8 protein-coding genes and 1 pseudogene are annotated in these 14,451 nt (G+C 73.1%); all 9 read left to right on the top strand.

Going from position 1 to position 14,451, the window contains the following annotated elements; genetic code table 11:
* A pseudogene (locus AB0399_RS25375) lies at window positions 1-940 on the top strand (hypothetical protein); the annotation flags it as partial.
* Between the two features lie 33 nt (window positions 941-973).
* The gene (locus tag AB0399_RS25380; protein ID WP_366412902.1) at window positions 974-3,877 is read left to right on the top strand and encodes a sugar-binding protein; all 2,904 of its coding nucleotides are present in this window, start codon (window positions 974-976) and stop codon (window positions 3,875-3,877) included.
* A gap of 85 nt (window positions 3,878-3,962) precedes the next feature.
* On the top strand, window positions 3,963-5,264 hold the full coding sequence (locus AB0399_RS25385; protein ID WP_366412903.1) for an enolase C-terminal domain-like protein: 1,302 nt from the start codon (window positions 3,963-3,965) through the stop codon (window positions 5,262-5,264).
* A 58-nt stretch (window positions 5,265-5,322) separates the two neighbouring features.
* Window positions 5,323-6,669 carry an extracellular solute-binding protein gene (locus AB0399_RS25390; protein WP_329372376.1) on the top strand — a complete coding sequence of 449 codons (1,347 nt, stop codon included), beginning with the start codon at window positions 5,323-5,325 and terminating at the stop codon, window positions 6,667-6,669.
* Window positions 6,670-6,707: 38 nt separating this feature from the next.
* Window positions 6,708-7,607 carry a sugar ABC transporter permease gene (locus AB0399_RS25395; protein ID WP_329372378.1) on the top strand — a complete coding sequence of 300 codons (900 nt, stop codon included), beginning with the start codon at window positions 6,708-6,710 and terminating at the stop codon, window positions 7,605-7,607.
* A complete protein-coding gene (locus AB0399_RS25400) occupies window positions 7,604-8,560 on the top strand; it encodes a carbohydrate ABC transporter permease (RefSeq protein WP_329372380.1) in 957 nt (318 codons plus the stop codon). Before AB0399_RS25395 ends, AB0399_RS25400 begins: the two co-directional genes overlap by 4 nt.
* On the top strand, window positions 8,557-12,606 hold the full coding sequence (locus AB0399_RS25405) for a fibronectin type III domain-containing protein (protein WP_366412904.1): 4,050 nt from the start codon (window positions 8,557-8,559) through the stop codon (window positions 12,604-12,606). Before AB0399_RS25400 ends, AB0399_RS25405 begins: the two co-directional genes overlap by 4 nt.
* Window positions 12,600-13,511: an NAD(P)-dependent oxidoreductase gene (locus AB0399_RS25410; protein ID WP_366412905.1), complete on the top strand. Its 912-nt coding sequence runs from the start codon at window positions 12,600-12,602 to the stop codon at window positions 13,509-13,511. Before AB0399_RS25405 ends, AB0399_RS25410 begins: the two co-directional genes overlap by 7 nt.
* 101 nt (window positions 13,512-13,612) lie before the next feature.
* The gene (locus AB0399_RS25415; RefSeq protein WP_366412906.1) at window positions 13,613-14,446 is read left to right on the top strand and encodes a glucose 1-dehydrogenase; all 834 of its coding nucleotides are present in this window, start codon (window positions 13,613-13,615) and stop codon (window positions 14,444-14,446) included.
* The last annotated feature ends 5 nt before the right edge of the window (window positions 14,447-14,451 follow it).

Genomic DNA, 14,451 nt, shown 5'->3' on the forward strand with positions numbered 1-14,451 from the left:
GGGTGCCGGCACCGGCGTCGCCACCGATGCCGGCACCCATCCCGGCACGGAACCCGACGTCGCCACCGACGCCGAGCACGAGCACGAGCCCGAGCCCGAGCCCGCCACCGAACCCGAACCCGACACCAGCGCCGAACCCGGCACCGATGTCGGCCTGGCCATGCGGCAGTTGCTCACCGAACTGCGGGACCGGCTGCGCGAGCTGCGCGGCGACGAGCTGCTGGTCGAACTCCGGCAGCCGTACACCGGGCCCGGCATGCACGGCTTCGGCAACCTGCTGCGCGCCGCCGACTGCCCGGCCGACGCCACCGCCAACCGCGTCCGCACCCTGGACGTCGGGCTGCTCGCCGGGACCGCCGCCGTCCACTCCGACATGCTCATGTGGGACCCCGGCGCCACGGCGCGGGCGGCGGCCAGGCAACTGCACTCCGCGCTGTTCGCCACCCCGCAGATCTCCGTCGAGCTGGCCGGTCTGTCCGCGGAGCACCATGCGATGACCGTGTTCTGGCTCGGGTTCTGGCGGACCCACCGCGATGTCCTGACCCGGGGTGAGATCCGGACCGGACGCCCCGACCTGCTCCACCAGACGGTCACCGCGAGCCTGGGCCGGCGCGTCGTCATCGCCTTCTACGCCGAGCACCGCGTCGCCCCGGTCCGCCTGGCCGGCCGCAGCGAGGTGGCCCTGATCAACTCCACCGCCGCCGCCCATGTGGTCCTGGACGTCGAGGGCCCGGGCGTCCGGGTCCGGCTCGACACCTTCGACGCCTGCGGCAGGCCCGCCGGTTCGGGCCCGCGCACGCTCGGCCCCGGGCTCACCCGGATCGCCGTTCCCCCCTCCGGCCTGTGCGTCGTCACGCCGGAGCCGCCGGAGCCGCCGCAGTCACCGCAGCCATCGCAGTCACCGCAGTCACCGCACTCGCCCGACCCATCCCCGCGCTGAAGAACCGAAGACGAAGACGGAAGAGGACCGACCGTGACCGACAGCCACGCCAGATCCGACCGCACCACCCCGGCAGCGCCGGCCCCCGCAGAGATCTCCCGACGCAAGGTCATGGGCTACGGCGCCGCCACCGTGGCGGGCGCCGCGGCCGCCAGTGCCCTGGACTGGGGCCTCGCGCCGGCCGCCGGCGCCGCCACGCCCGAGGGCGCGGCCACGCCCGCCGCCGCGCCGCCGGTGGTCGCCGCCGCCTTCTCCGACCCGACCGGCCTCTACCCGGTGCAGGGCGACACCCCGGCCCGTCCCGCCCTCCAGGTCGTGTTCAACCCGACGGCGGCGCTCAGCGGTTCGGTGGCCTGGTCGGTGTCCGCCCGTACCGGGGCCGCGCTGCGCAGCGGGACCACCGCCTTCACCGCGCCGGCCGGCGCCGAGACCACCACCAGCGTCGCGCTGGGCGCCCTGGACCCCGACTTCTACGCGGTCACCGTCACCGTCACCGACTCGGCGGCGAACCAGCTGCTCGCCCAGACCCTCGGCCTCGGCGTGATCCGCCCGACGGTCGCGGACCGCCGGCCCGACTCGCCGTTCGGGATGGGCATCCGGTCGGAGTCCTCGCCGGTCATCACCAAGCAGATCGCCCAGCGGATCGGCGTGAAGTGGACACGCGGCATCGTCGCCGTCCAACCGGACACCGTCTCGCCGTCGCCGGGCGTGTTCTGGGGGCAGGCCGAGATCGACGCCGCCCGCGCCGAGGTCCAGGAGTGGAACCGCTACGGCATCGAGGCCCTCGGCAGCATCAACTACAACATGTCGTGGAACGTCGAGCCGGGCCCGGACGGCAAGCCGGTGCTGCTCTACCAGAACCGGCCCAAGGACATGGCCGCGCACGCCGACATGGTCTACCACTCCATCGCGCCGATGCAGGACCTGGTGCAGAACTGGGAGCTGTGGAACGAGCCGTGGGTGCACGGCTGGACCTGGATGACCGGCGACGCCCAGGACTACCGCGACATGTGCAAGCTGATCTGGGACCGGGTCAAGCCGGACTTCCCGCAGGTCAACCTGATCGGCGGCGGATCGGTCACGTACAACCGCGACATCGTGTACGCGCGGGGCTCGAAGGACACCGGCTACATCGACGGCTCGGTGAACCACGCCTACGGCTACCCCGACCCCACCCAGTACGCGATGACCAAGACCCAGATCAAGATGGACCGGCGGTGGTCGCGCACCAAGGGCCGCGGTGGGCAGTGGCAGACCGAACTGGGCAACGCCGAGTTCAACTTCACCGACGTGCCGGCCGGCCAGGCGCCCTACGGGGTGGCCCGTACGGTGGCGCCGACGTACCTGCTGCACATGCTCGCCGGCGCCGAGGAGGGTTCCCCGGTCCGGGCCTTCTGGTTCTCGCTGTCCTACGACAAGCCGTACTCCGGCGACGACTTCGACATCTACGACATCGCGACCAGGACCCCCAAGCCCGCGGTGGTCGCCTACGCCACCATGACGGGCCTGCTGGAGGACGCCCGGATGGAGGGCGAGCTCTACCCGGACGCCAAGTCCACCTGGGGCTTCCTGTTCCGCGGCGCCGACGGCAAGGGCCGGGCCGCCGTCTACTGCGACCAGCTCTTCGACGGCACCGAGGAGCACCAGAGCGCCGGCTGGACCGGCACGCTCACCCTGGACGGCGCGCGTGGCATCCGCGTGTACGACTACCTCGGCCGCCGGCTCGCCGACGGCCGCTCCTCGCGCGTCACCCTCCCGCTGAACCCCTGGGAGGTCCTGTACTTCGACAGCGACCTGAGCCCCGCGGCGCTCAAGGCCGTACTGACCCGCGGCGCGCGCTTCGACTACAGCACCCCGGTGAAGGTCAGCCTGCTGTCCTTCACCAAGCCGCTGGACGCCACCAGCGCCGTCGAGGTGCGGGTGGAGAACGTCTCGCCGCAGAAGCTGGGCGCGCGGGTGCGGATCACCCCGCCGTCCGGCTGGCGGCTGGCGGCACCGGTGTCACCGGTGGTCGAACTCGCGCCCGGGCAGGCGAAGACGCTGTCCTTCCCCGTCACGGCGTTCCAGGTCGACAGCCGGAACGCGTACACCGTCGGCTACGAGGTGACGGTGCCGCAGCGGCCCGGCCTGCGCCAGACCGGCACCCAGGACGTCCAGGTCGCCTACCTGCCGTTCCGGTCGATCACCGTCGGCGGCAGCGCCAGCCAGTGGAACGGCGTCCTGCCGGTGACGATGACCAGCACCACCGCGGCCGGCGACACCAAGAAGTACGCGTTCCAGGCCGCCTGGGACCACAGCTTCCTGTACGTCAGGGCCGTCGTCGAGGACGACGTCCAGCTGTCCAACGCGCCCTTCCCGGCCAACGAGTACCTCTTCCCGTTCAAGGCGGACAGCATCCAGCTGGCCTTCGACGCGCTGGCGGACAAGACCGAGGACCTGCTCGCGGGCGACGCGCACTACGAGAAGTGCCTGCGGTCGATCTCCCACCTGTACGTGGCGACCCTGGCCACCGGCGGCGTCTCGGAACTGCACCGGCAGCTCGCGCCCGGCACCAACTACCAGACCTACTACCCGACCAACGCGGTGCTCCCGACCCCGCTGGGCCCGCTCGACGCCAAGCCCGACAGCGGCGCCGAGGGCCGGGTGCTGGTCTCCCGGGACGACACGGGCAAGCAGACCCGGTACGAGGTCGCGCTCGCCTGGAGCCAGCTGCCCGAACTGGCCGCCGCGGTAAGGGCCGCGCGCCCCGGCACCGTCACCCCGGCGACGTTCGCGGTCCAGGTGACCGACGCGGGCACCGGCGGCCACGGCGCCACCTACTCGACCACCACCGCGGAGCCCCCGACCTCGGGCTGCTACAACTTCGCGCCGTTCTGGGGCACCGGCGCCCAGTTCGCCGGCGGGCGCGTGGACACCCGCTGGGGCATCGGCCGCTGAGCCGCACCCCCGACGCGACACCGCACCCCGCCGCCTCCCCAGGCCGGCACCTTCCGACAGCACCTCCAGAACCAGGAGCCTTCCCGTGAGCGACCACGCAGCCGATGCCGGCGCACTCCCGCCGGCGCCCGAGCCGGTCGAGCCGCCGTGGGCACGGCCGTCCGGCGTCCGCATCACCGGCGTCCGGACGATCCTGACCGCGCCGGCCGGCACCACGCTCGTCGTGGTCCGCGTCGACACCAGCGAGCCCGGCCTGTACGGACTCGGCTGCGCCACCTTCACCCAGCGCGCGGCGGCCGTGGCCACCGCCGTCGACGAGTACCTGGCCCCGCAGCTCATCGGCCGCGACCCGGCCGACATCACCGACATCGCGTCGACCCTGCACGTGAGCGGCTACTGGCGGTCCGGGCCGGTGCTCAACAACGCGCTGTCCGGGGTGGACATGGCGCTGTGGGACATCAAGGGCAAGCAGGCCGGGCTGCCGGTGTGGCAGCTGCTCGGCGGCCGCTGCCGTACCGCGGTGCCGCTGTACGCGCACGCCGCCGGACGGGACCCGCAGGAGGTCACCGACGAGGTGCTGGCGCTGATGGCGGAGGGCTACCGGCACGTGCGCTGCCAGGTCGCGGTGCCGGGCGCGGGCACCTACGGGGCGCCGGCCGCCGCCGCGGCGGCCGGCGCCCACCGCCCGCTCACCGCCGACGCCTGGGACCCGGCGGCCTACCGGCGCACGGTCCGCGGGCTGTTCGCGCACCTGCGCGAGCACGCCGGCCCCGAGGTCGAGCTGATCCACGACGTGCACGAGCGGGTGCACCCCACCGACGCCGTGCGGATCGCGACGGACCTGGAACCGTACGACCTGTTCTACCTGGAGGACCCGGTCGCGCCGGAGGACATCGAGTGGCTGCGGATACTGCGCGGCCGGTCGGTGACGCCGATCGCGATCGGCGAGCTGTTCACCAACCCCGCGGAGTACCGCCCGGTCGTCCAGGAGCGGCTGTGCGACTTCATCCGCGTGCACGTCTCGGCCATCGGCGGCATCACCCCCGCCTGGCGGCTGGCGAACGCCTGCGAGCTGTTCGGCGTGCGCACCGCCTGGCACGGGCCGGGCGACGTCTCGCCGATCGGGCACGCCGCCAACCTCGCGCTCGACATGGCCGCGCCCAACTTCGGCATCCAGGAGCAGCACCTGTTCGGCGCCGCCGCGCGGGAGGTGTTCCCCGGGTGCCCCGAGATCCGCGACGGGCACCTGTGGCCGAGCGACCGGCCGGGGCTCGGCGTCGACCTCGACGAGCGACTGGCCGCGAAGTACCCGCCGCGGCCCGCCGCGCTGCCCGGCCAGGCGTGGAAGCCGCCGCGGCGGGCCGACGGCGCCCTCCAGCGCCCCTGACCCGGACGTCCGTCACCCTTGCCGGTCACCCCCGTACCTCTTCCAAGGAGCCACCCTCATGAGACCCCGCATCACCGTCACCCTGCTCGCGGCGACCGCGTGCCTGTCCATCGGCCTCACCGGCTGCAGTTCCTCCTCGTCCGGCGGCGGTGGCGCGAAGACCACGCTGACGGTCGCCGAGTGGACCAACCCCGGCGCCATCCAGTTCACCGAGGAGCTGAACGCCAAGTTCGAGAAGGCCCACCCGGGGGTGAAGGTCAAGATCCAGCAGGCGCCGACCGCCAACGGCGCCTGGGGCCAGCTGTGGAACAGCCTGCTGCAGTCCAAGTCCGTCGACGTGCTGGGCCTGGCCGCGCCGACCCAGGCGGGCTTCGCCCCCAGCTACACCAGCCTCAAGCCCGCCGGGGCCGCCGCGCTCATCCAGGCCGGGCAGCTGGTGGACCTGAAGAACCAGCCGTTCATGAAGAACTACAGCGCCACCGACCAGGCCGCCGCGGTCGGGCACAACGGCGGCGTCTACGGCGTGATGGCCGCGCAGTACGCCGCGGCCGGGGCGATCTGGTACAAGAAGGACTTGCTCGCGAAGTACGGCATGACCGTGCCGACGACGTTCCAGGAGTTCGTCGACGACTGCGCGAAGCTCAAGAAGAAGGGCATCACCCCGATCTTCGTGTCCGGCAAGGACGGCATGCAGGGCGGCGTGTGGCAGGGCGTCGAGAACCAGATGCTCATGCAGGGCAAGCCCGCGTCGGACTCGGTGAAGGTCTCCAACGACCGCGCCGACGCGTTCTGGAAGGGCACCCAGTCCTGGACCGACCCGGTCTACAAGGAGTCCTCCGCGCGCTACGAGCAGGTCATGAAGTACATCGAGCCGAACGCGTCGGGCGTCGCCCAGCTGACCGCGCCCGGCGTCTGGGCGGCGCGCGCCGGCGACTACCCCTTCCTGCTGGACGGTTCCTGGGACGGGGCGGTCATCCAGAAGGCCAACCCCAACCTCAAGCTCGGGTTCTTCACCATGCCGGGCACCGACACCGCCTCGGCCAACCGCGTGTCGCTGCGCCCGGACCTCACCTGGATGGTCCCGACCAGCGCGAAGCACAAGGACCTGGCCATGGAGTGGCTGTCGATGTTCTCCCAGCCGGAGAACTACCAGGAGTGGCTGAAGCTGACCGGTTCGGTCTCCACCCAGCCGGCGGTGAAGAACACCGGCCTGGACTGGACGGACTGGCTCAACAGCCACATGGACGGCGCGTTCCAGCAGCTCGCCAACCCCTGGGTGCCCGCGGGCGCGCCCCTGGACGCGGCCGGCCCGGACTTCTACAAGCTGAAGCCGATCGGCAGCGACAGCGTCGACACCATCCTCAACCGCTCGGCCGACGCGTACCGCAAGTCGGTCAAGGGCTGACGACCGACCCTGAGCACAACTGAGAGAGGAGGCGCGGCGTGGCACGCTGTCCCTTCGGAACCCAACGGACGCGGCGGTTCATCCCCTGGGCCAGCATCGCGATACCGGGAGCCGGTTGGCTGCTGTTCGGGCTCTACCCGTCACTGGCCACCATCATCTACTCGTTCACCCGGTACTCCGGACTCCCCGGCACGCCGCTCAACTTCTGCGGGATGTGCAACTACCACACGGCCTTCACCTCGCTGCTGCCGCAGCTGTGGAGCGCGGTACGGGTCACGCTGATCTACGTGGTCGGCGTGACCGTGCTGCAGAACGTGATCGGCCTGGGCCTTGCCATGCTGCTGAACCGGGGCGGTCGCTCGTACACGTTCTACCGTGCGCTGATCTTCATGCCGCAGATCTTCTCGGTCACGGTGGTCGGCGCGGTCTTCTCGCTCATGCTCGACCCCTACTCGGGTCCGGCGGAGAAGCTCGTGCACGGCCTGTTCGGCATCAACTCCGCTTTCCTCGGGTCGAGTTCGCTGGCGCTGCCGCTGGTGATGCTGGTGAACGTGTGGATGTTCTCCGGGTACTCGATGCTCATCTACATCGCCGGGCTGCGGAACATCCCGCGCTCGGTGTACGAGGCCGCGGCCATGGACGGCGCCGGGCGCTTCCGGGTGTTCCGGCACGTGACGTGGCCGCTGCTGGCCTCGGCCACCACCGTCAACGTCTTCCTCACCACCATGGCCACGCTGGGCGAGTACGCCCTGGTGCTGGTCCTGACCGGTGGCAACTTCGGCACCAAGACCCTGGGGCTGTACATGTTCCAAGCCGCCTTCGGCAGCGACAGCCAGCTCGGCTACGGCTCGATGCTGGCGATGCTCCAGTTCGTGCTGACGATCGTGATCGGCGGCGGCCTGCTGTACGTGCTGCGCCGGCGGGAGGTGGCGCTGTGACGACGCTCCAGGTGTCCCAGGCACCCGAGGCCCCCGACGCTCCGCGCACCCCCTCCCCGTCGCTGCGCGGGCTGCTGTCCCGGCAGCGGACCAAGTCGGCGGGGGTGAACCTGCTCTGCTTCGCCATCGCCGCCGGGCTGTTCGCCCTTCCGCTGGTGTACGTCCTGCTCCAGGCGTTCAAGACGTACACCGGCTTCCTGCAGAACCCCACCGGCACCCCCCACCCGTGGACCACCGAGAGCTTCTCGGCGGCCTGGCACCAGGGGCACTTCGGCCGGGAGATGGTCAACAGCCTGGTCTACGCGGCCGTCCCCGACGCCATCACGCTCATCCTCGGTGTCTTCCTCGCCTTCCCCATCTCCCGCGGCTACTTCAAGTACTCCAACGGGCTCTACACGTTCTTCATCTTCTCCGGCTTCCTGCCCGGCGGCCTGATCCCGCTGTTCATCGAGGCCCGCACCCTGCACCTGTACAACAGCATGGCCGGCTACCTGATCCTGACCAGCCTGTCCGGCGCCGGGTTCTTCTTCTTCGTCGGCTACATCAAGGGCATCCCGCGCGAGATCGACGAGGCGGCGGCGCTGGACGGCTGCGGCTACATCCGGTTCATCTTCACGATCATCATGCCGCAGATGAAACCGGCCCTGGCCACCTTCGGGATCTTCGGCTTCGTGCACGCCTGGAACAACCTGATCCTGCCGCTGGTGATGCTCTCCGACTCCGCGCTGTGGCCGGTCACCCGCGGGCTCTACTCGTTCTTCGGCGAGTACTCGCAGAACTGGCCGCTCATCGCGGCCGGCACCTTCATCGTGGCCGCGCCGATCATGCTGCTGTTCATCCTGCTCCAGCGCTACCTCGTCGAAGGCGTCGCGGGCGGTGCGTCGTTCGGCACCCAGGGCGTCGCGCCCGGCGCGTCCGGCGCCGGGGGCGCCGAGATGGGAGGCGGCGCGTGACGGCCCCCGTCACCGACTGGCCGGCCGGCGGCTCGGAAGTGCGGTTCCTGCTCCACGACCCGCTCGCCCACCCGGAGTTCGCCTGGCCCCGGACCCTGCTGCACTATCCGGTGCGGTGGGCGGCGCCCGCGGTGCGCGCCGACGCGCTCCGGCTGCTCGACGAGAACGGCACGCCGGTGCCGTTCCAGCTGGCGGAGGTCACCGGGGCGGGCCCCGCGGCCGGGGGCGCCGACGCGCCCCTGGCCGCGGCCACCGTCTGCTTCTTCGCCGACCTCGCGCCCGGCGCGCGCCACGCGTTCACCCTGCGCGCGGACGCGACGGCGCCGGCGGCCGGACCCGACCGGCCGGTCACCGTCACCCCGGCCGAGGACGGCGACGGCATCGTGGTGGACGCCGGCCCCCTGCGGGTGCTGCTGCCCCCGGCCGGCCGGTACACCGGCCCGGACCTGCCCGGCCCGATCCGCCGGCTCGACCGCGGGCAGGGCTGGGTGGGCGACTCGGTGCTGCACCCCGGCGCCGAGCGCCTCGCACACCTCGACGTCCACCAGGTGGAGCACGGCCCGCTGTTCGCCACCCACCGGCTGGACTACCGCTTCACCGGCGGCGCGCGGTACACCGCGACCGTACGCGTCCTGCACGGCTGCGACTTCGTCGAACTCGCCGAGGAGGCCACCGGGTTCGACACGGAGGGCGCCGCGTGGGAACTCCACTGGGAGGGCTGCGCGCCCACCCACCGGTTCTCCTCGGCCTGGCCGTTCTCGCAGGACCCGCGCGACCACGCCGACCCCGGGTCGCCGGAGGTCTACCACTGGCTCGGCATCGACGAGCCGATCGTGGTCGGCGACAGCGGCGAGGACCCGTCGTTCTCCGGACCGGGCGGCCGGGAGCGGCCGCGGGAGCGGATGGCCTTCACCGTCGGCCCCTACGCGCCCAGCTACGCCTGGGGCGTTCGGCCGCACGCGACGTTCTGGGACCGGGCCGGCGGCGACGCGATGGGCGTGTTCATCCGCGACCACGCCCGCTGGGAGGACCACGAGTACGCCGGCTGGGCCTGCGCGGACACCCTCCAGATCCGCTTCCGCCACGACGGGGTGCTGCACTGGACCTGGCCGCTGCGCACCGGCACCCGCACCACCGGCATCGCCTTCTACCACCACGCACGCGACCTGGACGTGCTGCGCGGCCAGCGGGCGATGACCTACCAGTCCACCTACGTGCGCCACCTGCACCACTGGCAGGGCACCCTCAGCCTCGACCGGGTCAAGGACTGGCGCCTGACCTACCACGGCAAGCGCCCCGAACCCCTCTGCACGGAAGGCGAGTTCGACACCCCCGAGCAGTTCGTGGACGCGCTGCTGTACGGCAGCGAGGGCCCGCGGCTGATCGCGAACGGCGTGAACGAACTCGCCGGCTACCTCAACATCGGCCAACGCCCGCTCTACGACCGGCTGCTGGACGGCTACGACCGGTTTGCCGACCGGCTCGACACCGAGCAGCGCGCACGCGTCGACGCCCTGCTGCTGCTGACCGGGTACGTCTCGGCGGGCGAGGAGATCGGCCCGCTGCGGCGGATGATGGGCGGGCACCCCAACTTCCTCGCCGACGGCAAGGCCGCGCTGGCCTGCCTGGCGTGGCTCTTTCCCGAGCACGAGGCCGCGGGGGAGTGGCTGGACCAGTTCGAGAAGTTCTGCGAGCTGTCCGGCGTCTTCCACACCCGCCCGGCCCTGCCCTCCCGGCACGCCCGCCCCGGCCGCTGGACCGAGAGCCTGTCCACGTACGTCTGGGCCTTCCTGCGGCCCGCCGCCCAGGGCAACTTCCTGGGCCGGCGGGCCGACGGGCGCAACCGGATGGCCACCGCGGAGTTCGCCGCCCTCGGCGACTGGCTGGTCCACGCGCTCAGCGCGCCGATCGACGTCACCGGGACCGGCGAGCTGCGCCGGCTGCATCCCGCGCAGGGGGCGCACGCGTACTGGCCGCGCCGCCCTCCCATCGAGATGCGGCTGCTCGGCGAGGCGCTGCACCGCTACCGCCCGCTGGTCGCCGAGCACCTGATGTGGGGCAGCGACCCCACCGCCCGGCGGCTGGACAGCCCGCCGGACGCACCCGACCCGTGGCACGTCACGGTCCGCTCGGCGGGCGAGCGCGGCACCAACCCGCGGCTGCGCAGCGCGAAGTACACCGGGTACGGCGTCACGCTGCGCGCCGGCGTGGACCGCCCGGACGAGGTCGCGGTCTTCCTCCAGCAGGTCGACCGCGGGCCCAACTACCGCTGGGGGATCGCCGACGACAACGGCAACGGCCACCTCTACTACTACGCCGCCGGCCGCTCCTACAGCGGCCACGGCCCCGAGGACGCCGGCGACCGCCGGGTGCCCGACGCGACCTTCGCCACCTCCTGCGCGGTGTGGAAGGACGGCGCCTTCCGCGGGATCGGCAACCACACGCTGGACCGGCCGATGTACGACCTCGGCGGCGCGCAGTACGCCGAGATCACCTCCGACCCTGGCAGCCCGATCGGCGAGCTCTACCTCGGCCGCAGCGTCCTGCTGGTCGGCGGCGACTACCTGGTCAGCTACGACGCCTTCGCGCCCGGCCAGCGGATGGTGTGGACGTGGTCGGTGCCGACCGCGGCCAACGGCCATGACGCCAACAGCTACGGCCACCTCGCCGACGCGATGCCGTTCATCCATGTGGTGCGCGGGGTGCGCGAGGACGGCGCCCTCGACGGCACGTTCGCCACCGACGGCACCCGCGGGGTGCGGCTGGAGGGCAGGGCCGACGGGTCGAACGGCAACACGCTCGCCGTCGTCAGCCACCGCGACGACCTGACCGTGGCCCCCGCGAGCAGCACCCCGTGGGGCGCGAAGGTCCGCACCCCGCACAGCGTCGACCACGTCTTCCGCCACCAGGCGGCGACGCACTACGAACCGAAGGCGGTCGACTTCGCCGGCGAGGGGCTGCGCTTCACCGGCACCGCCGGCGTGATCCGGCTGTTCGACGACGGCAGCCGCGAACTGGCGCTCTTCCACGGCAGCGCCGTCGGCACCGCGGACGTGCTGCTGACCACCGAGGACCAGGACCTGGGCATCAGCCTGCGCTACCGCGACCCCCGCGAGTTCCGCGGCAGCTACGACGCGCCCGGCGACAGCGCGGTCACCCTGCACCTGCTCGGCGGGCTCCCCGCCGGGGCCGCGTTCCACGTCGACGGCGCGGAACTGGCCCCGCTCGCGTCCTCGCGCGACGGCATCCTGCGGGTCGCGCTGCCCGCCGGCCGGCACCAGTGGGAGCTGACCGCCCGGCGGCCCGAGCCGATGCCGCCGCGGATCGTGCGGACCACGACCGTCCCCGGCGGCGCGGTGGTGCACTTCGCGCCGGTCGCGGGCGCGGACACGTATCTGCTCGAAGTCAGCGAGGACGGCGGCACGACCTGGACGGCGGCCGGGCACACCGCCACCGGTCCGGGCGCGCTGGCCGGGCTGGCCGACGGCACCAAGTACCACGTCCGGGTCACCGCCCGGAACGCCGACCGCAGCGGCGCCCCGGGCGCCGACTACCCGCTGCACGCCACCAGCCGGGCCCCCGACCCGCCGGACGGCCTGACGCTCCGGCTCGGCGCCGGCACGGTCACCGCCACCTGGGGCGAGGTGCTCGGCGCGGCCCGCTACCGGCTCTACCGGCGCCGCAGGGGCGACACCGGCTTCCGGGAGGTCTTCGCGGGCCTGGCCTTCGAGTTCGTCGACCAGGTGCCCGGGACGGTGCCGGCCACCGGCGACCCGGGCGAGGCCCCACCCGGTGACACGCCGGTCCACGAATACGCGGTCGCGGCCGAGAACGGCAACGGCCTCGGCCCCATGTCGCCGACCACGGACACCGATCCCCGCAGCTGGCGGCACTGGTACCCGCCGGTGGAGCTCGCCTTCCGGCGCCACCACAGCTACCTCCGGCCGCCGTATCTGCCCGCCTCGGCGACCCCGGCGCCGTACGACGAGCAGCGGCCGCCGGCCCGGCTGCCGGACGCCGCCGACCCGGTGGAGCAGGCGTGGTGACCCGGCAGCGGGTCCTGGTCACCGGCGCGGCCGGCCGGATCGGGCGGGCGCTGCGCCCCCGGCTGGCCCGGCCCGGCCGCGTCCTGCGGCTGCTGGACATCGCGGAGATCGCGCCGCCGGAAGCCGGCGAGGACGTGGAGGTCGTCCGAGCCTCCTTCACCGACCCCGAGGCGATCGACGCCGCCTGCCGGGCCGTCGACGCGGTGGTGCACCTGGGCGGGCTCGCCGGGGAGGAGCCCTGGGAACGGATCAGGGAGGTCAACATCGACGGCACGCAACGCGTGCTGGAAGCCGCCTGCCGCCACGGCGTGCCGCGGGTGGTGCTCGCCTCCAGCATCCACGCCGTCGGGTTCCGCACCCGCGACGACCCGGCCCGGCGCGGCGGTGCCGGTGACGACGGTGATGCCGTCTGCTTCGGTGCGGGCGGTCACGCCGCCGCCGCGCGCGGGCCGCAAGCCCGCGCCGACCTGCCCGCGGACATCACGCCGCGCCCGGACACGTACTACGGCGTGGGGAAGGCCGCGCTGGAGGCGCTCGGCGCGCTGCACCACAGCAGGTACGGAGTCGACGTCTCCTGCCTGCGGATCGGGGCGTTCCGGCCGGTGCCGCGCGCGCCGGAGGACCTGGCGGTGTGGCTGTCGCCGGACGACGCGGCCCGGCTGGTCGAGTCCTGCCTGCGGGCGGAGCCGGCGGGCTACCGGGTGCTGTGGGGCATCTCCCGCAACACCCGCCGGTGGTGGTCCCTGTCGGAAGGGGAGGCGATCGGCTACCGCCCCCGGGACGACGCCGAGGAGCATCTGGCCGCCGTCCTGGACTCCGGAGCGTTCGGCCCGGCGGACCTCGATCCGTCGGCGGCCCGCAACTTCCGGGTCGGTGGCAACTTCTGCACCATGCCGCTCGGTTGAGGGCAGAAGGATCGGTCGTGGGGCTGTACGGGCCGTCCGGGTGGCGAACAACGTTGTCATCAGGGGCACTTGGCCGGGAATCTGACTGGGAGAGGGAACGCATGGGTGAGGAACACGCCGGTCGTGTCGCGCTGGTGACCGGGGGATCGAGCGGCATCGGCCGGGCCGCCGCGGAGTTGCTGGCCGCGTCCGGCGCCGCGGTGGCGGTCAGCGCCCTGGACGCGGCGGGCACGCACGAGACCGTCGAGGCGATCACCGCGGCCGGCGGCCGGGCGGTGCCGCTCGTCGCCGACGTCTGCGACCCCGCCGCGGTCGCCGAGGCGGTGCGGCGGACCGTGCACGCCTTCGGCGGCCTTGACGTCCTGGTGACGTCGGCGGGCATCCAGCGGTACGGCACCGTGGCCGACACCGACGACAAGACCTGGGACGAGGTGTTCGCGGTCAACGTCAAGGGGGTGTTCCTGGCCGCGCGCGCCGCGCTGCCGCACCTGCGGCGCAGCGCCGCGGGCGGCGCGGTGGTGGTGGTGTCCTCGGTGCAGGGACGCGCCACGCAGTCCAACGTCGCCGCGTACGCGGCGGCCAAGGGCGCGCTCAACGCGCTGGTGCGCTCGATGGCCGTGGACGAGGCCCCGAACGGGGTGCGGGTCAACGCGGTGTGCCCCGGCTCCGTCGACACCCCGATGCTGCGGCGCTCGGCCGAGCTGTTCACCGACGGCAGCACGGGCGCGGTGAGCCGGCTGCTCGACGACTGGGGCCGCGACCATCCGCTCGGCCGGATCGCGCGGCCGCGGGAGGTCGCCGAGGTGATCGCGTTCCTGGCCGGCGCCCGCGCCGCGTTCGTCACCGGCGTGGACGTGCCCGTGGACGGCGGGCTGCTGGCCAAGCTCGCCGTCGCCCTGCCGCGGGACACCGCCGGACCCGCCATGGGAGGCTGACCGTC

The sequence above is a fragment of the Streptomyces sp. NPDC088194 genome (assembly GCF_040702025.1).
GTDB lineage: Bacteria > Actinomycetota > Actinomycetes > Streptomycetales > Streptomycetaceae > Actinacidiphila.